16 protein-coding genes and 1 rRNA gene are annotated in these 18,791 nt (G+C 56.1%); 12 read left to right on the top strand and 5 right to left on the bottom strand.

Going from position 1 to position 18,791, the window contains the following annotated elements; all coding sequences use genetic code 11:
* A 16S ribosomal RNA gene (locus N902_RS20190) occupies nt 1-201 on the bottom strand; the annotation flags it as partial.
* Nucleotides 202-715: 514 nt separating this feature from the next.
* On the opposite strand from N902_RS20190, the gene hisD reads away from it, so the two are divergent.
* Complete coding sequence (gene hisD / locus N902_RS0110710; RefSeq protein WP_027370932.1) at nt 716-2,023, top strand: histidinol dehydrogenase; 1,308 nt, start codon at nt 716-718, stop codon at nt 2,021-2,023.
* Between the two features lie 15 nt (nt 2,024-2,038).
* Complete coding sequence (locus N902_RS0110705) at nt 2,039-2,938, top strand: phosphoribosylaminoimidazolesuccinocarboxamide synthase (RefSeq protein WP_027370931.1); 900 nt, start codon at nt 2,039-2,041, stop codon at nt 2,936-2,938.
* 236 nt (nt 2,939-3,174) lie between these two features.
* On the opposite strand, the gene N902_RS0110695 is transcribed toward N902_RS0110705, so the two are convergent.
* Nucleotides 3,175-3,861, bottom strand: coding sequence for a Crp/Fnr family transcriptional regulator (locus N902_RS0110695; protein ID WP_027370930.1), 687 nt, complete (start codon nt 3,859-3,861; stop codon nt 3,175-3,177).
* A gap of 13 nt (nt 3,862-3,874) precedes the next feature.
* Complete coding sequence (gene corA / locus N902_RS0110690; protein WP_027370929.1) at nt 3,875-4,939, bottom strand: magnesium/cobalt transporter CorA; 1,065 nt, start codon at nt 4,937-4,939, stop codon at nt 3,875-3,877.
* A gap of 124 nt (nt 4,940-5,063) precedes the next feature.
* Between corA and N902_RS17465 the strand changes: the two genes are divergently transcribed.
* Both N902_RS17465 and N902_RS0110680 read left to right on the top strand, forming a co-directional pair.
* Nucleotides 5,064-6,197 (top strand): DHH family phosphoesterase, encoded by a 1,134-nt coding sequence (locus tag N902_RS17465; RefSeq protein ID WP_051564516.1) that lies wholly within the window; start codon nt 5,064-5,066, stop codon nt 6,195-6,197.
* A 930-nt stretch (nt 6,198-7,127) separates the two neighbouring features.
* A complete protein-coding gene (locus N902_RS0110680) occupies nt 7,128-8,375 on the top strand; it encodes a serine hydroxymethyltransferase (RefSeq protein WP_034622535.1) in 1,248 nt (415 codons plus the stop codon).
* A gap of 49 nt (nt 8,376-8,424) precedes the next feature.
* Here the strand turns inward: N902_RS0110680 and N902_RS0110675 are convergent, their stop codons facing one another.
* A complete protein-coding gene (locus N902_RS0110675) occupies nt 8,425-8,658 on the bottom strand; it encodes a ferredoxin (protein ID WP_051564515.1) in 234 nt (77 codons plus the stop codon).
* 131 nt (nt 8,659-8,789) lie between these two features.
* Between N902_RS0110675 and N902_RS0110670 the strand changes: the two genes are divergently transcribed.
* From N902_RS0110670 to N902_RS0110635, 8 genes are all read left to right on the top strand, one after another.
* Complete coding sequence (locus tag N902_RS0110670; RefSeq protein ID WP_027370926.1) at nt 8,790-9,152, top strand: MarR family transcriptional regulator; 363 nt, start codon at nt 8,790-8,792, stop codon at nt 9,150-9,152.
* Between the two features lie 86 nt (nt 9,153-9,238).
* Nucleotides 9,239-10,129, top strand: coding sequence for a DMT family transporter (locus N902_RS0110665; protein ID WP_034622533.1), 891 nt, complete (start codon nt 9,239-9,241; stop codon nt 10,127-10,129).
* 241 nt (nt 10,130-10,370) lie between these two features.
* The gene (locus N902_RS0110660) at nt 10,371-10,985 is read left to right on the top strand and encodes a flavodoxin family protein (protein WP_027370924.1); all 615 of its coding nucleotides are present in this window, start codon (nt 10,371-10,373) and stop codon (nt 10,983-10,985) included.
* Between the two features lie 672 nt (nt 10,986-11,657).
* Nucleotides 11,658-12,137, top strand: a complete 480-nt coding sequence (locus N902_RS17460) for a MarR family transcriptional regulator (RefSeq protein ID WP_051564514.1) — start codon at nt 11,658-11,660, stop codon at nt 12,135-12,137.
* 139 nt (nt 12,138-12,276) lie between these two features.
* The gene (locus N902_RS0110650) at nt 12,277-12,924 is read left to right on the top strand and encodes a cobalamin B12-binding domain-containing protein (RefSeq protein ID WP_027370923.1); all 648 of its coding nucleotides are present in this window, start codon (nt 12,277-12,279) and stop codon (nt 12,922-12,924) included.
* Between the two features lie 289 nt (nt 12,925-13,213).
* The gene (locus N902_RS0110645) at nt 13,214-14,596 is read left to right on the top strand and encodes a monomethylamine:corrinoid methyltransferase (RefSeq protein WP_027370922.1); all 1,383 of its coding nucleotides are present in this window, start codon (nt 13,214-13,216) and stop codon (nt 14,594-14,596) included.
* 125 nt (nt 14,597-14,721) lie between these two features.
* Nucleotides 14,722-16,920, top strand: a complete 2,199-nt coding sequence (locus N902_RS17455; RefSeq protein WP_161635175.1) for a CehA/McbA family metallohydrolase — start codon at nt 14,722-14,724, stop codon at nt 16,918-16,920.
* A 93-nt stretch (nt 16,921-17,013) separates the two neighbouring features.
* The gene (locus N902_RS0110635; protein WP_027370921.1) at nt 17,014-17,781 is read left to right on the top strand and encodes a methyltransferase domain-containing protein; all 768 of its coding nucleotides are present in this window, start codon (nt 17,014-17,016) and stop codon (nt 17,779-17,781) included.
* Nucleotides 17,782-18,002: 221 nt separating this feature from the next.
* Here the strand turns inward: N902_RS0110635 and N902_RS0110630 are convergent, their stop codons facing one another.
* The gene (locus N902_RS0110630) at nt 18,003-18,512 is read right to left on the bottom strand and encodes a MarR family winged helix-turn-helix transcriptional regulator (RefSeq protein WP_027370920.1); all 510 of its coding nucleotides are present in this window, start codon (nt 18,510-18,512) and stop codon (nt 18,003-18,005) included.
* Between the last annotated feature and the right edge of the window lie 279 nt (nt 18,513-18,791).

Raw genomic sequence — 18,791 nt, 5'->3', positions numbered from 1 at the left:
GCATCGTAAAGTGAGTGCCGGACACATCCGGTATTAGCCCCGCTTTCGCAGGGTTATCCCAGATCTCCGGGTAGGTTATCCACGCGTTACTCACCCGTCCGCCGCTGTACTCTCACGCCGAAGCATGATTTCTCGCTCGACTTGCATGTGTTAGGCACGCCGCCAGCGTTCATTCTGAGCCAGGATCAAACTCTCATGTTAAAAACGCGAATTCCTTCCGGCTAGTTAGCCTTCAGGATTGCTGGCTATTCTCTATCACCCAACTCACTATTTAATTGTCAAAGACCTTGCGTCCAGAAGACATAAAGCCTATCTGAACATTCTTTTCCTGTCAATATCCTTTCAACCCTTGGCTTGAAAAAATACTGACCGCTCGACTTAAACTGACCGCTCTCGCGCTCAGCTCCGTCAAAAAACCTGGAAAAGATCGGCTGTCCCGACTGAGGCGTTCCCCGTCGCGACAAGAAGAGATTTGTATCCAAACAGGTCTCTGGTGTCAATAAGAATTTCAAATTTTCTTTTTTAAATTCTTATCATTCCGATAATATTGACTATTTTAAAAGCTCAGATACGGCATGCCTGATACGGCAGCATGTCTGCACTGCATGCCGGTTGGCAGCAAAGATCAGTATGGACATTTGGGCGGTTCAATCTTACATTTTGCAGTCCGGTAATCGGTTGTTCCATGAACCTGCAGAGAAGAGAGAAGCTTCGTATGCCCTGCCCCAGATACACATTCGTTTCGGATCAGGACTGGGTCAGCTTCGCCGCCCACCTGGAAGAGCGGAACACTCCCCAAGAGTCAGTTCAGCAATCGGTCCGCTGTATACTGGATGAGGTTTCCTCCTCTGGTGATCAGGCGCTTGCATCTTATACTCAGCAGTTTGACAGTCCGGATTTCAAGCCTTCGCAGATCAAGGTTCCCCTGCGCGCCCTGGAGGAAGCCCTGGATGCAGTCCCGGCCCAGGATCTGGCCCTTATAGAAGAATCAGCAGCAAATATCCGGCGCTTCCACCGGCAACAGAAAGAGCATTCCTGGCTGGACGACTCCACTCCAGGACTGATTACCGGACAGCTCGTCCGCCCTGTTTCCCGGGCAGGCCTGTACATACCCGGAGGCAGATCCGGAGATACTCCTTTGATCTCCAGCCTGCTCATGAACGCTATCCCGGCCCAGGAGGCCGAGGTTGAAGGCATCGCCATAGTCACCCCTCCCCGCAAGGACGGGACTATAAATCCTTATACCCTGGCTGCTGCCGCTGTCTTGGGGCTGACTGAAGTCTATGCAGTGGGCAGCGCCTGGGCCGTAGCCGCCCTGGGCTACGGCACGGAATCCATCCCCCGGGTTGAGATTGTCACCGGACCAGGAAACATTTTTGTGACCACAGCCAAGCGGATGCTGGCCGGCCGGGTGGGGATCGATCTCATCGCCGGCCCCAGCGAGATCGCCGTTCTGGCCGACGGCACGGCCCGCTCGGAATGGCTGGCAGCTGATCTCCTGTCCCAGGCTGAACACGATGCCCAGGCCTCCGCAATGCTCATCAGCCCTGACTCCGCAGTATTGGAAAAGACCCGGGAGGCCTTGAAGAAACAGCTGCACCAGCTGCCCCGGCAGGACGTCGCCGCGTCCGCACTCTCTCAATGGGGAGGTTTGATCCAGGTTCCGGACCTGCGTACAGGGATTCAGCTGATCAATGCCCTGGCCCCAGAACACCTTGAGCTCTGTCTGGATGATCCCTGGTCCTGCCTGAGCCATATCAGGAATGCCGGGGCTATTTTTCTGGGTCACTACACCCCGGAGCCACTTGGAGACTATTTCGCCGGCCCGAACCATGTCCTGCCCACTATGGGCTCCGCCAGGTTCGCCTCTGCGTTATCGGTTCAAAACTTCATGAAAAAAAGCAGCCTTATTGCCGCCACCGGGGAGTATTCCCGGCGCAATGCGGATAAGGTTGCCCGCTTGGCCCGGCTGGAGGGCCTGGAAGCCCACGCCCGCAGTGCAGAAATACGCCACAATCAGTAAAGGAGCAGCTTCGAAATGCCAGTAGTCGCTGAAACATCCATCCAGGAGTATCCTCTGGTTTCCAAAGGGAAGGTCCGGGACATCTATGCCGTTGATCAGGAGACCCTGCTCATCGTCACCACGGACCGCATGTCGGCCTTTGACGTCATTATGCCCGACCCCATCCCCTACAAGGGTGTGGTCCTGAACCAGCTGACCTGCTTCTGGATGCAGAAGTTTGCCTCCCTGGTTCCCAACCACATTAAAGCCGCAGCAGTTTCCGACTACCCCAAGGACCTGCAGCGATACCGGGAGCAGCTGGAGGGCCGTTCCGTCCTGGCCAAAAGGGCCGATCCTCTGCCCATAGAGTGTATTGTCCGCGGGTTCTTGAGCGGTTCCGGCTGGAAGGACTATCAAAGGACCGGGCAGGTGTGCGGCATCGACCTTCCCGCAGGTCTGCAGGAATCATCCCGCTTGCCCCGCTCCCTGTTTACCCCGTCCACCAAGGCTGATATCGGTGAACACGACGAAAACATCAGTCTGGAACAGGCCAGGGCCAGAATGGATCCCGAGCTTGTGGACAGAGTGCAGGACCTTTCTATACGGATTTACGAACACGGTGTTCAACACGCTGAAGAGCGGGGACTGATCATTGCCGATACCAAGTTCGAGTTCGGGCTGATTGACGGTTCACTGGTGCTCATCGACGAGGTCCTGACTCCTGACTCGTCCCGGTTTTGGCCCCAAGACCAGTATCAGCCTGGCATCAGCCAGCCCAGCTTTGACAAACAGTATCTTCGGGACTGGCTGACCGAAAACTGGGACAAGACATCCCCGGCTCCGGCCCTGCCCCGGGAGGTCATTGCCCAGACCAGGGACAAATACCTGCAGGCCTACAGACTGTTGACCGGCCAGGAACTGAACATCGACCTCTAACCTGGAGGATTTCTATGAACACCTTGCTCGGTATCGGCATCGCCATTGCCGTGTGGATCGGACTCGTGAAGTTCGTATTTCCCAAGTTTGGGATCAAGGGCTGAGGCCCACGCCAGGAAAGCTGCAGTTGGCAGCCAAAAGACAAAGAACAGTAAGCTCTGGATGTGGAAGGGGCCGCCGGGCCCCTTCCGGCTTTTAAGGATTATCGGCAAGACCTCCTGCGGGGCTGACACGCATCAACCCAGAGACATATATCCTTCCGCCAGATCCTCCAAGGCTCCGTCCTGAAGAATTGTTATCCGCCGTTTGTCCACCTCGATGATCCCTGCCTCCCCCATTCTCTTCAAAACCCGGGACAGGGTCTCCTGGGAGGTACCCAGGACCTTGGCCAGCGTGCCCTTGCTCACCTCCAGGGTGACCTGCTCTCTCCCCCCCTGGGCGTCCTGAAGCTGGGCCAGGTAGGAAGCCAGGCGACTGGGCAGCTCTTTGAGGGACAGGTCCTCGACCAGACGGGTGAACTCGCGCAAACGTCGGGCCAGGACAGCCAGCATGTTCAGGGCCAGGGAGGGATCCTGTTCAAACAAGGTCCGCAGACGCTCCCGGGGAAAAAACAGAAGCCTGGTCGGCTCCAGGGCCAGAGCATGAGCCGGGAAGGTATCTCCGGCAAAAACCGGCACTTCCCCTATGGGCTCTCCGGGGCCGAAAACATGCAGTATCTGCTCCCGTCCGTCCAGGGACAGCTTGTAGACCTTCACCCTTCCGCTGATAAGCACGTAAAATCCATTGCCTGGATCTTCCTGGCTGAAAATGACCTGATTTTTGTCAAACCCCACCTCCTGGCTCACCTCTTCCAGCTCGTGAAGCTGCTTCTGTGGCAACCCCTGAAAAAGTGGGACACTGCCCAAATCAAAACCTGTTGTCATATCCCAATCCTTGTCAGAACCAACCCCGCTTTTTGAACTGATAGAGCATTCCCCCTGCAAGTCCGATCATCCCTCCCCAGACTGCCGGATATCCGTACCGCCAGGAAAGCTCAGGCATATACTCGAAGTTCATCCCATAAATGCCGACGACAAAAGTCAAGGGAATGAACAAGGTGGCAATAACGGTCAACACCTTCATTACCTGGTTCATCTGCCGGCTAAGCAGGGAAATGTATATATCCAGGGTTCCGGAGAGTACATCCCTGTAGCTCTCGAGTGCATCCAGGACCTGGTGGATATGATCGAGGACATCCCGAAAATAGACTTCCACCTGTTCCGAAACCTGTGCGAACTCGCCCCGGACAACTTCGCGCAAAGAGTCCCGCAGGGGCCAAATGGAATGCCGGACAAAAATGAGCTCCTGCTTTGCCTCGTGAAGGGTCTGCAGAACTTCCGGATTCGGCCGCTCCAAGATCGAGTCCTGAAGATCTTCGATCTTATCCCCGATATGCTCCAGAACCCCGAAGTAATGATCGACCACCGTATCCACCAGGGCATAGGCCAGATAGTCATTGCCCATCTTCCTGATTTTCCCCTTAGTGTTGGCTATCCGGTGCCGAACCGGATCGAAGACATCGCCTTCCCGCTCCTGAAAGGACAGGACCCAGTCATTTCCGAGGATCAGGCTGATCTGCTCCTCTTGAACCGCATTCCTGCTCTCATTGTAGGTCAGCATTTTGAGCACAACGAACAGTGTCTGTTCATACTCCTCGATTTTGGGCCTTTGCCCAGTATGCATAAGATCTTCAAGCAAGAGGTGGTGCAAGCCGAACAAGGCGCCCACCTCGGCAATAAGCTCCGTATCGTGCACCCCGATTATATTGATCCAGGATACCTGTCCCGGCAGGATCAGGTCTGCGCTTTCCTCAACCGTAATATCCTGATGATGCGTGCACTGCTCAAAATCGTAAACAAATGCCGAAATACTGCTTGCTGAAATGGCATGCTCACCGATGTGGATCAAGCTGCCTGGCGGCAATCCGGTCTTTTCCGAAGCTTTGTCCAGAATCTCAGCCATATCTCACCTCCTCGGAAATCGGGGCCAGCTCTTCTTGACCTTGAATCTTCCTCCAGAGTAGAATATGTCTTTGAAAATGAACACCTCTTTTCCACACAGCCTCTCCTGAAAGCAAGGATCCTGCATGACCCAGCCGTCCAAATCCGACAGCGCAAGATCAACGTCCGCCAAGAAGCTCATCCAGAAGCTGAGCCAGATCCTGGACAACCACAAAGGCGAGCGCCATGTGATTGTTATCCAGGACTTTCCTGATCCGGATGCAATTTCCGCCGCCTATGCGCATCAGCTGATCAGCACGGCCTACGATATAGAAGCTGATATTGTGTACAGCGGCAGCATCAGCCACCAGCAGAACCTGGCCCTGGTCAATCTTCTGGGCATCTCTCTCCTTCACTTCGACCGGTCCATGGACATGAGCGTCTACTCCGGCGCTGTGTTCGTCGATCATCAGGGCACAACAGCCAGACAGCTGACCAAGGCCTTGGAAAAGGCCGGGGTCCCGATCCTGATAGTCTTAGACCACCATGAACCCCAATCCACCCCCAACGCAGAGTTCTGCGATATACGAAGCATCGGGGCCACCGCCACCATGTACGCCCAATACCTGGAACAGGGCATCCTGGAACTGGATTCCGGAGCTGAGGAACATATGAAAATGGCCACTGCTCTGATGCACGGGGTCATCACGGACACCAACAACTTTATGCGGGCCGGACCGGAGGATTTTTATGCAGCCGCCTTCTTGAGCCGCTATCGAGACGCCGACATTCTGGAGCAGATCATGAACCAGGCCAGATCGAAAAAAACAATGGAGATCATCCAAAAAGCACTGGAAGAACGGGTCATCGCCGAAAGCGTTTCCATTGCCGGAATCGGCTACCTGCGCAGCGACGACCGGGACGCCATTCCCCAGGCGGCCGACTTTCTGGTTACCGAAGAAAATGTGCATACTGCTATTGTCTACGGCCTGGTTCAAGGCGCGGACCAGCAGGAGTCCATAATCGGATCCCTGCGGACCTCCAAGCTGACCCTGGATCCGGACAACTTCCTGAAAGGGGCCCTGGGACATGATGCATCCGGATCTCCATACGGCGGAGGAAAGCATTCGGCCGGAGGATTTCAGATTCCGGTCGACTTCTTGGCCCAGGGAAAAGGCGAGGAATACAGACAGGTTAAGTGGAAGGCTTTTGACGCCCAGATCAAGCAAAAAATCTTCGACAAAATCGGGTTCGACTCCTCGGCTAAGACCCAAGAGTAGCCACTGTCCCTGCCAGAAAAATATGGCTCTTCGACACAGAAAGTGAAATTGCATACATAAGAGTTTGCCGTCTCTTCTGTGTGCCGTAAGCGGCAGGCCCGCACATTTTCTTGGTCCCGCCACCAGGCACTCACATGCATGATATGCTCAGTCCATCTGAAGGCAATGTCCATCATGTGAGTGCCTGGAGGGGGCAGGATCCCCCTTTGGCGGGAGTTAGAAAATACCGGGCCGAAAGTGGGCACACAGAAGAGATGGCAAACTCCAAAAATCCACAGGCTACGTCGAAGAATCAAAAATATGCATTTTGCAAAAACACCCCAATTATTTTTTGGATATAATAAACTACGGTGGACAATTTTGGCAAATTATAAAATTAAGCCCACTATTCCATACACTTACAAGATACTCTTTCCACAAACAGTTTGACAGAAGTCGGGTTCTGATCTAGACCCAGTCCTCAGTGGAAACACCGTATCAATGCGCCGTTTCTCAGGAGAAAAATCCCTTCCCAGACAACGGCAATCCTCCATTTTGGCTCGTCGACACAGGAAGTGGAATTGCATGCATAAGAGTTTGCCGTCTCTTCTGTGTGCCGTAAGCGGCAGGCCCGCACATTTTCTTGGTCCCGCCAAAAGGGGGAAACCAGGCACTCACATGCATGATATGCTTAGTCCATCTGAAGGCAATGTCCATCATGTGAGTGCCTGGAGGGGGCAGTGATCCCCCTTTGGCGGGGCTTAGAAAATACCGGGCCGAAAGTGGGCACACAGAAGAGATGGCAAACTCCAAAGATCCACTGGCTGCGTCGAAGAACCTCCATTTTTTTGTCCACGGGTTTTATGGCTCGTCGACACCGGTGCCATCCAGCCATCATGGTTTCAGCTCTCGCTGAACATCGAACCTGAACCGCAGAATATACTGTCTATTATGAGTACACACAGCTTAAAGCATAGTGACCCTGAAATCTGGCAGGCCATCGCCACAGAGGAAAAGAGGCAGCTGCAGACCATTGACCTCATTGCCTCGGAAAACCTGACCTCTGCTGCCGTACGCGAGGCGACTGGAAGCTGCCTGACTCACAAGTATGCCGAGGGCTACCCCGGTCGACGCTACTACGGCGGATGCGTCAATGTGGACGTGGTGGAGACCCTGGCCAAAGAGCGGGCCTGTGCCCTTTTTGGGGCTGAATACGCAAACGTCCAGCCCCATTCCGGCTCCCAGGCCAATATGGCGGTCTATTTCGCGGCCATCAAGCCCGGCGATACGGTCTTGGGGATGGACCTGGCCCATGGCGGCCACCTGACCCATGGGAGCAAAGTCAACTTTTCCGGAATGATGTATAATACTGTCACCTATGGAGTGGATCCAGAGACCCACACCCTGGATTATGAGCAGATCCGCCGCCTTGCTCTGACGCACCAGCCGAAGCTGATCATCGCTGGGGCAAGCACATACCCGCGAAAGATAGATTTTCAAGCCTTTCGGGCCATTGCCGATGAGTCAGGGGCTCTGCTTATGGCTGATATGGCCCATATTGCCGGACTGGTCGCTGCCGGCCTGCACCCGTCCCCGATTGGACAGGCCCATTTCGTGACCTCCACCAGCCACAAGACTATGCGCGGCCCACGGGGAGGGTTCATCCTCAGCTCCAGCGAGTATGGCCGGACCCTCAATTCCAAGATCTTCCCCGGCATGCAGGGCGGTCCGTTGATGCATGTCATCGCAGCCAAGGCTGTGGCCTTCGAAGAGGCCAAGGGCCAGGAGTTTCATAACTATCAGGGCCGGATCATAGCCAACGCCAAAGCCCTGGGCCGCAGCCTGGAGCAGGCCGGATTCTCCATGCTCACCGGTGGAACGGACAACCACCTCCTGCTCATTGATCTTCGAGACCACGAGCTGACCGGCCAGGAAGCGGAACGCATCCTGGATCAGGTCGGGATCACGGTGAATAAGAATGCCATCCCTTTCGACCCGGCTCCGCCGACGGTCACATCCGGCATCCGTATCGGCACCCCTCTGGTCAGCACCAGGGGGATGACCGAAAGCGACATGGACACAATCGCCTACTGGATCCAGGCCGCCCTGAGTTCTCATGCCAACCAGACCGTGTTGAGCCAGATCCAGGAGCAGGTCCAACGCTTTGCCTCCTCGTTTCCGGTCACAGCAGCGGGGTAGATTTTGACCTGCCGGGCGACATCGCCCATGTCTGATCAGGAGGTGACCGTCACCCGGCTGCTCCCCGGTGCACCGTGATACAGTCCTGAGGGCAGATGATCACCGCTGCGTCAAGCTCGGCACACTCCCCTGCCCCATCCTGGCGAATCACAGCCTTTTCCCCGGCCTCATCCCAGGCAAAGATCTCGGGGCACAGCTCAATACAGCTGCCGCACCCCGAACAACGGACATGGTCAACAGAGACTTCCAGTCCCATTGTATCCTCTCCCACATATTCATTCATGCTCCCGGCTTGAGCGGCTTGTTCAAGCTCAGCGCTCCAGCGGCCAGGTTGACAGAAATCTGATTGTGTTTAGTTACTGTTGGTGTTGTCAACACACGCATGTCATCCAGCAAGCAACCATGGAGATCTCTATGAACTGCGCAAAATGCAATGCAGCTATTCCGGAGAATGAAGCATATGTCTACGCGGACCAGACACTGTGCGAGGATTGCTACCTTGACCTGGTGGCCAAGCCCCAGGCCTGCGACCCCTGGGCCGTGTACTCGGCACAGAACACCTCGACCCAGGAAAGCGACCTCACGGATACCCAGCGCAGGATCCTGGACGCAATCACTGCCCATGGGCCTTTGACCCAGGAGGAGATATGCTCCCGGCTGGGAATCGACAGCCAGGAGTTCGCAGCCAACTTCGCCGTGTTAAGGCACATGGGGCTGGGCCGCGCCTGTCAAGTCAACGGAGAAAAGCGCTTCACCCGCTTTGAGGATAATGGGTAGGCTCGGGCCCCTGTGTTCTTTACTTGGGACGGGATTTGAGGCATAGGGCATACTTTGTCCCCGGAACACCAGGAGCTTGTAACCCTATGCATACCCCCTCGCTTGTGGATTGGAAGGCTGTCCTCACCCTGACCATTGGGGCGGTCCTGATCAGCTTTTCAGCCGTATTCGTCAAGCTGGCTGCCGTGGGCCCGATTACAGCCGGATTCTACCGGGTGCTCTTCGGCGGCGGCTTCCTGCTCCTTTTTGCCTTGACCCAAGGCTTTTTCCGGAAGCTGATCCGCAGAAACGTTTCTATCGCTCTTATTTGTGGAGTTGTCTTTGCCCTGAACCTTACCTGGTGGCACAAAAGCATCCACGGCGTCGGCCCCGGCCTGGCCACTGTGCTCTCCAACTTTCAAGTCTTTATTATGGCCGCAGCCGGTCTGATCCTGTTCTCGGAGCGACTGACCTTCCGGTTCGTGCTTGCTGTCTGCCTGGCCGTCGGCGGACTGCTTCTGCTGGTCAGTCCCGGCTGGACCACCTTCGGGCCGGCCTGGCGCTGGGGGGTCGTTTTCGGCCTGCTCACTGCAGTGGCCTATGCCTCCTACCTTCTCCTGGTCCGCCTTCTGCAAACCCGGCAGTCTTTTGGCGGAGTCGTGGTCAACATGGGACTTGTCTCCATGGCCACCGCCCTTATCATGGGTATTCAGCTCCAGCTGGCGGGAGAGTCCTTTTTCATCCCGGACCGAACCAGCCTGGCCGCCCTGCTCGGATACGGCTTCTTCTCCCAGATGGTGGGCTGGATTCTGATCTCCACCGCCCTGCCCCGGGTCCAGGTCTGTTTGGCCGGGCTGATTATTCTCCTGCAGCCGTCCCTGGCCTTTATCTGGGACATCCTCTTCTTTGCCCGCCCCACCGGCCTGGTTGAAATGCTCGGAGCCTGCCTGGCCCTGACCGCCATCTACCTTGGAGTCACCAGACAGAAGGCTGGATAAAAAAGAAGGCTCTTCGGCACAGAAAGTGGGCACACAGAAGAGATGGCAAACTCCAAAAATCCACAGGCTACGGTGAAGAACCAAATCAATGATATGGTCCTAAAACAAGGAGCCTGTCCGCCCCTATGCAATAAGAGGGGCGCCCCGGGGCGCTCAAGGCAAATCGCTGTTGCTATGAGCAGGATATTTTGCATAGGATGCGCTTTCGCGGATAACGTATCATCACAGGAGGCGAAACACTATGTATGCACTGGCTATCAATGGAAGCCCGCGAAAAGACGGGAATACAGCACTGCTCCTGCAGGAGGTCCTCACCCCGCTCACCCGTGCCGGATGGGAGACAGAGCTTGTCCAGGTCGGCGGCAAAGACATCAGGGGATGCATTGCCTGCTACCAGTGTTTTGAGAACAAGGACAACCAATGCTCAATACAGACCGACATCTTCAACGAGGTCATGGCCAAGATGCTTCAGGCCCAGGCCATCATCCTCGGCTCCCCTACCTACTTCACGGATGTCACTGCCGAGCTCAAGGCACTGCTGGACCGTTCCGGACTGGTCAGCCAAGCCAACGGGGTCCCCTTCCGGGGGAAGATCGGGGCAGCCGTGACTGCGGTTCGCCGGGCCGGGGCCACCCACGTATTCGACACTATCAATCATATGTTTTTGATGTCCCAGATGATCGTACCCGGATCGACGTATTGGAACATGGGATACGGCTTTGACAAAGGCGAGGTGTCCAAGGACCAGGCTGGGATCGTCAACATGCGCCACCTCGGGTCGGTCATCAACTGGCTGGGCGCTGCAGTCCATGACCACCTTGCCCAATATCCTGAACCGGAGGGGACCATCATCTGATTTCTCCGCCTGCCTCCCACAAAAAAAGGCTCTTCGACACAGGAAGTGCAATTGCAAGCATAAGAGTTTGCCGTCTCTTCTGTGTGCCTTGAGCGGCAGGCCCGCACATTTTCTTGGTCCCGCCACCCGGCACTCACATGCATGATATGCTCAGTCCATCTGAAAATAATGTCCAGCATGTGAGTGCCGGGTGGGGGCAGGGATCCCCCTTTGGCGGGACTTAGAAAATACCGGGCCGAAAGTGGGCACACAGAAGAGATGGCAAACTCCAAAAATCCACAGGCTGCGGCGAAGAACAAAAAAAGACTCTTAGCCCCAGAAAGTAAAGCTTCATACCTATGAGTTTGCCCTATGCCTGTGTGGCACACAGGCATAGGGCAAACCTCTCCCATCCTCAGGCCACCTCCAAGAACCGCACAAAGATTGTGATTTTGCCCCCCCTGCACTGACCGCGCGTACACACCTGTAAGCATACTCCAAAAGATCCTGACTGTGCTTGTTTTGGGCTTATAATTGAAATTTTAAATGTTGTGCTTTATATGATCTTGACTTCGATAATTGAAACCTGTAATATCTCAATTCAAATATTTACTTGCAGGGAAACAAGCCTGCGCACGGACGTACCTTGCTCCGGATCCCAGGTTCCCGGCAGGCTTCCAAGGAGGATGCATCGTGGCTTTGCCCATCTCTCCATCGAACGGCATGCCTTCAACGGATTGGATCAAGCTGACTGCGCAAACAGTACACGAGCTTGCCCGGGCGATTGACATGCAGGCCAGGCAATCGCGGAAATCCTATCAGCAGTATGGGATCACGGAAAATCAGGGCGCCATCCTTCGCTTGCTGCTTGTTGACGGTCCGCAGTCGGCAATAGCGCTCAGCAAGCGGCTGTATGTTACTCCGTCCAATATGACCGGAATCATTGACCGTCTGGAGACCAAGGGGTTGATCAACCGGACCCGGCAGAGAGACCGGCGAATCATGGATATCCATCTGACGGACAAGGGACAGCAGTTGATTCAAAACCTCCCCGATCCGGTGGAGGTCAAGCTCCGCTGGGCCATTGAGCAGAGCGAAAGCCAGATTCCCCTGCCCACTCTGTATGCCGGTCTGCGATCGGTTTTAGACCATATTACGTCCCAAAGTATTTGAGGCCAGCTCCGTGCCTGCATCAGCATCTCGATTGTGAGATGCAGATCTTGAGCCAGCCCGGCCCATTGCGTTGCGGCCGACTGGACGGCACGGCTTGTACGTTGTGTTTTATTATGTACCCAAGAGAAGGAGGCGACCCATGGACACCCAAGAACTGTTTGGCAAATTGACCCAGGCCCTGGTGGACCTGAACGAGGATGAAGTTCTGGCTCTGAGCAAGCAGGGGATCGAAGAGAATGCGGATCCCCAGCAGCTCATTGAGCAGGGCCTGCTCCCCGGGATGCAACAAGTCGGCGACGAGTTTGAAAGCGAGGAAAAGTTTCTGCCGGAAATGATGCAGGCAGCGAACATATTTCAGGCTGCCATGGAGATAATTCAGCCCAAGATTGAGGAAATGGGCGGCAGCTCCAAAAAGATCGGCACCGTTGTCATCGGCACGGTCAAGGGTGATATGCACTATATCGGCAAGAACATCTTCAAGGTCCTCCTGGAAACGTCCGGGTTTACAGTGCATGATCTGGGCGTGGACGTGGATCCCTTCAGCTTTATCGACAAGGCGGAGCAAACCGACGCAGACATCATTGCCATGTCAGCCCTTCTGACCACCACCCTGGTCGGCCAGAGGGACATGATCGAGGCCCTCAATGAGCAGGGCAAGCGGGACAAGTACAAGATCATGGTCGGCGGCGGAGCGGTGACTCCGGATTGGGTGCAGGAAATCAAGGCCGACGCGTATTCGGAAACCGCTTTCGGTGCCGTAAAGGAAGCCAAGAAGCTGGTTCAGTAGTGAACCAAGAGACAAGAGGGCCTGCACCCAGAATGCAAGACGCCGGCGTTGTTCCCCCAGCTCGGATTGGTTGAATGGAGCGGAGAGAATGAGCAATTGCGGAACATGCCCCCTGAAGTTCAGGGAGTCGGCCTTACTAACGGATGCGAAAGGTCCTTTATCCCGCTTATAGCGGGACTCGCGCATGAAGCAAGCGGGAATGCATTTCCTGCGCAGCTGAATGCAACGCGCAAAAAGTAGACAACTTTTTGCTCTCATTTATATCGACAAAAACAGGGAGGAACCCATCATGCTCGATCTTATAGAGGTTTTCGACCGGGCGGACCAAGGTCCGCTGATGAAGGATATGGATTATTTCATGAAACACTTCGTGCCCAAGATCCAGGAAGTGATCAAGCGTCACGGAGTGAAATGGGACAAGCAGACCATTGTGAACACCGATGACGATCTCATCGACCGTGTTTTCGAGGCCGCCGTGGACCTCATCGCCGAGGCCGGGGCCTACTGCCCGGACACGAACAGGATCATGCAGTTCTCCAAGGAAGAGGTTCTGCAGGCGGTGGAGCAGGCCCCCACGAGCGCCTGGTTCGGCGAAGGCCGGGAACGCAAGGCCATGACCGGACGCAGACTGGACGACACGGAAACCAGGCCCTGGATCCACGTCGGCGGCGGAATCTACACCACTGACGAACAGATCTACATCGATATTGTAGAAGGCATGGCCGGGATAGATATCGTCGATTCAGTCAGCGTACCCTCCATTCTGCACATGCGGGGCAAGGATGCCCGGGTCCGCTCCCCCCAGGAGCTGCTCTCGGCCATCAAGACAGTGATCCTGGCCAAGGAAGCCATCCGCCGCAGCGGTCGAGCCGGACTGCCCATCATCAACGGCATCTCCGCCGCCTCCAACTCGGTCTCCATGATCGCCGCCGCTTCCCCCCATTTCAGCCTCAAGCCCAGCGACGGCTTCCTGGTTGATTTCCTGGCCGAAATGATCGTCAACTACGAGGCCCTGCAGAAGGTGGCCTACTTCAACTCCATAAGCGCCAATGTGGGCTCCACATCCACGCCACTTTTCGGCGGATACGCCGGAGGAGCGGAAGGAAACGCGGTCCTGGCCACTGCCTACATCATTATGGGCGTGCTCATCTACCGGGGCAACTACCACTACAACGCCCCCCTGCACCAGACACTGCGCATGTCCTCCACCAAGCCCCTGCTCTGGGCCATCGGCATGTCCAATCAGGTCAACGCCAAGTTCATGCAGCGCCCCATGGTCAACCTGCCCTATCTGGGCGGCGGGGCCGGAACTGAGATGTATCATTATGAAATGGCCGCCTATATGCTCTCCGTGGTCCCGGCCGGCGGGCAGATCTTTTCCGGGCATCCGGCCAAGGCCGTGGATCCGGACTCTCTGCTCCCCTACGACCACCGCTTCCACGCCGAGATGGGCCTGGCCGCGTACAAGCTGACCCGCAAGGATGCCGAGCCCCTGGCCCAGGCCTTCTTTGCCAAGTACGAGAACACGATCAAGGAGCCCGTACCCGGCTACAACTTCTCCCAGGTCTACGATCTAAAGACCAAGAAGATCACCAATGCCGAGTACTTGAAGACCCAGGACAAGGTCCGGGAAGAGATGGCCAAGCAGGGATTCGAGGTCCCCAGAAGCTAAGAAAACGCATATGCGATGAGGTGCCAGGCATCTGTTCTCAGACCCGGATCAAGGATACTGTGGGTCTGGAACAGATACCTGGCACCTTGTGCATTCCTGCCGTGATACAAATGACCACTATGCCCATGAATACAGCAGCAGACCAGGTACGCGTCACCACCAGGGACATCGACGTCCCTGAAGGAGATTCCGCAAGTTCAGGGGATCTGACCCTGATGAACGACCGGGTGATCTGCACCTTCGCCACCCGGACCACCCCGCCGTGGGGCATGCCGCCCGGCGGAATTCTGGATATTTCGCCCACCATCGACGGCCAGCCCGTTCAGGACCTGATAAACATCTTTGACTTCCTGCCCGACAACTGGTGCAGCTGGCCCAATACCTACCATCGGGTCCAGGCTGTGGAGGAAGGGCCGGAGAAGGGACTCGTCCGCGTGGAGCGTGACTGGGGGCAGGTCCAGCTGGTCACTGACTACACCCTGGCCCGGGGAGACAACGTGATCGAGGTGTGTACCAGCATGACCAATGCCTCGGACCAGTCACTGGACATCCTCCCCGGGTATACCCTGTACATGAAATGCGGGCATATGCTGACTCCGCCCGGGCTGAACGGGATCAAGGAGGGCTGGACCCAAGGCGCTTTGACCTGGAGCTTTATCGGCTACGATCAGCACTGGTCCATTGCCCTGCACGCACCGTATCTGGAGTATATCGACCATTTCGGTCAGGACATGTTCGGACGGCTCAGCCTGGCCCCCGGCCAGACCAGAACCGTGCAGGCCTGGATTCAGGTCTGCGCCCACAGCAATATCTCCGAGATCCTGCGCTTCGAGCTGGACAAGCGGGGATCCGATTGGGGCACCCTCCAGGGCCGGGTCTATGACCAGTCCGGACAGGCGGTGGCCGAACCCTATGTAATTGTGGAAAAAGACGGGCATACCCTGACTTGGGCCCAGGGAAAACACGGAAGCTACGAGCTCTTCCTGCCTCCGGGAGAGTATGCGGTCCAGGCCACGGCCCGGCATTACAGTCAAAGCCCTGCGGAAACCGTCCGCATCCACGCCAGGCAAACAACGGAGCAGGACTTCTCCGGACTGCAGGCTCCGGCCAGGATCGCCTTCCGGGTTACGGACGGCAGGGATCAGCGCCCTTTGGACGCCAGGATCGATATCCTGCGCGGACCAACCCCGGCCATAGGTTTTCTGGGTCAAAACCGCTGCTTTACTGACCTAAAGGCCAAGGGGCAGGCCGACCTGACCGTTCCTCCCGGTGACTACCTGTTTGCCGTCTCCCACGGGGGCGATTTTCTCTGTCTGCCCCGGGAAGTGCAGCTGCGCCTGGAGGCGGACGACGGCCGCCGGCTGGATGTCTGCCTTGACCTCCAGGTCCGGCCGGCTGAACAGGGGTGGTTTGGTGCAGACATGCACCATCACGGAGATGTCCTGGACGGGGTAACCTCCCCGGAGTTCGTTCTCCGTTCCCAGCTGGCCTGCGGCCTGGATGTCGCCCTGCTCAGCGACCACGACTCCACGGAGAAAAACGGGATCATGGCCGAGCTCGCGGCCGAGCGCCGGGTCCCGTTCATCCCGGCCATGGAGATCTCCCCGGCCTGGGGCCATTTCAACATCTATCCTGTGGGCCCGGAGGTAACATTGGGGCTGAGCCCGGGAACGAGCACGGCCGCAGATATCTTCAGTCATGCCCGCGAGCTGGGTGCCGAGGTGGTGGTCGTCAATCATCCATACAGCACGTACGGATACTTCCGAAGCCTGGAGCACGGCGTGGCTCCCGGGGGATATGTGGATACCTTCGACCTCATAGAGATCAATTACCAGTATCCGGTGGATCAAACCGTGCACCAGGCCTGGGAGCTGTGGAATCAGAACAGGCCGGTCTACCTCACCGCCGGGACCGACACCCACAGCGTGTGGCAGGACACCAGCGGCGCTGTCCGCATGTACGTGCACCTGAACCCGCCCCTGACCACAGACGCCTATATATCGGCACTTAAATCCGGACATGCCTTCGCCACCTACGGGCCCCTGGTCTTTCCGGAGATCCCTTTTGGCCAGGAGGTAAGCATCAGGCCGGGCGAGGAACTCAGGCTGAACTATGCCCTGGCAGCGGTGCACAGGCTGACCGAAGTCCAGCTCATAAGTGAAGGCAGAACTGCGCAGCACATAAGCCTGAACGGAACCGAACAGTTTCGGCAGATCTGCTTCTCTATACAGCCTGAGCACGACACCTGGTGCGCCCTGGTTGTCTCCGACAAATGCGGAAACCGGGCCTTCACCAATCCGTTGTGGGTAAAGGTCGCTGCATGAGCTGATCAAAAAACCCGCAGGTCCCCTGAAAGAACACTATACGGCAGCTCAGGCTGCATTCATACATTGTACATCCAAACAAGGAGTGTTGTCATGGCCAACGACAAGCAGTATTCCACAACCGGCATCTACCGCTACGAATGGATTTTCGGGCCCGGGTTCCTTGGCTACGGCGAACCGCAGGTCACCCGGCAGATCATAGAGGAAATGAACTGGCAGCCCGGCATCCGGGTTCTGGACGTGGGCAGCGGACTGGGCGGTCCTGCCTTTCTGATGGCCACGGAATACAAAGCCAGGGTCACCGGCGTGGATCTGACCCAGCAGATTGTGGACATAGCCAACCAGCGGCTGCAGGCCAAAGACATCCCGGACGTCTCCTTTCTTCAGGGCGACATCCATCAGATGGACTGGGGTGAAGGCGCGTTCGACGTCATCTGGAGCCGGGAGACCCTGCTCCATGTTCCGGACAAGGACGCTCTGTTCCAGAAGTTCTATCGCTGGCTGGCACCCGGGGGGAAGGTCATGATCACCGACTATGCCCGCAAGCCGGGTCAGGGCTGCGACCAGTTCGAAAGCTATATTCAAGAGTCCGGGTATCCCCTCCTCCAGCTGGAACGCTATGGGGATCATATCCGGCAGGCGGGCTTTGAACAGGTCCAGATTCAGGACAAGACCGACCTGTTGATCTCCATTCTCCAGGATCAGCTGCACAGGCTCGATTCGCGCAAGGAGGAGTTCATCGCGGAGTTTTCTGAAGACGACTACGCCTATCTCCGCTCCCGCTGGAAGCTCAAGCTGGAATGCTGTCAGGACGGGGACATGAAGTGGGGCTGGTTCTCAGGTCGCCGGCCGGAAAAATAACCCCAGCAGTACGTTGGCGGATTACCAGCCCACGGCAGGTCTGCAATCAGTCTGCGTCCCCCCGAAGAGACAGCGCTGTCCCTTCGGGGGGACGCAGGAAAAAAGGCGGGTTCTTCGACGTAGCCTATGGTTTTTTTAAGGTTTCCCATCTCTTCTGTATGCAATTCCACTTTCTGTGTCCAAGAGCCAAAAGGCGGCGGATCAAATCGAGGGCAAGAATCTCACACCCTGGTCTGTTCCTCAGCATTCACCCGCATATCCACACTGTCGCCCAGAACTTTCGGCTCGTACTTGTCTGCATCCAGGATATCAAGGACCTTGGATATTTCCTGATGCAGCTTGGTCACCTGCTCCACATCCATATCGTGCAGACCGGAAATAAGCTTGCCCTCAATAGAAGCGGGCAGGGATTGATACAGGGTCCGCCCCTTGTCGGTAAGGGATATCAGGCTGACTCGTCTGTCTTTGGGTTTCCGGATGCGCTCCACCAGTCCCTTTTTTTCCAGACGATCAATAATTCCGGTAACATTGGAAGGAGTTACATACAGCTTCCGGCTCAATGACGCCGAAGACAACGGGCCGTCGTCTTCCAGGATGCGCAGGGCTTCGCTTTGAGGGCCGGTTAAACCGTAATACTTCTTAAGCATGGATGAGTTGTGATGTATTGAACTCACCAGCTGCCGTATCGAGGTCACAATGTGCTGAATAGCTTGTTTTTTTTCTTTGTTCATCGATTTGGTCTCTGGATTCAGCCGGGGCCGTACTGCTCCTGACGTTCCCGATTCAACATTGTCCTGTACCCCGCACTCAAAATGTCATGCATGACACGCTGGAGTCAAGTCTTTCCCGGCCATCACCAGGCCTTTGCGCGCAAAAAGGGCTGTCCCATCTCTTTTTGCATTTAGAGCCAGCAAACGATCTGCTTTATGAAGCACTAAATAAGCAATCATATTGTTTTAGTTTATATGTCTATATTGATTTTATGCAAGCAAATTAAGGATTTCATCCCT

It is taken from the genome of Desulfovermiculus halophilus DSM 18834 (assembly GCF_000620765.1).
GTDB lineage: Bacteria > Desulfobacterota > Desulfovibrionia > Desulfovibrionales > Desulfothermaceae > Desulfovermiculus > Desulfovermiculus halophilus.
Note: the sequence above shows the minus strand (reverse complement) of the source record. Positions and strands in the feature narration are given on the sequence as shown.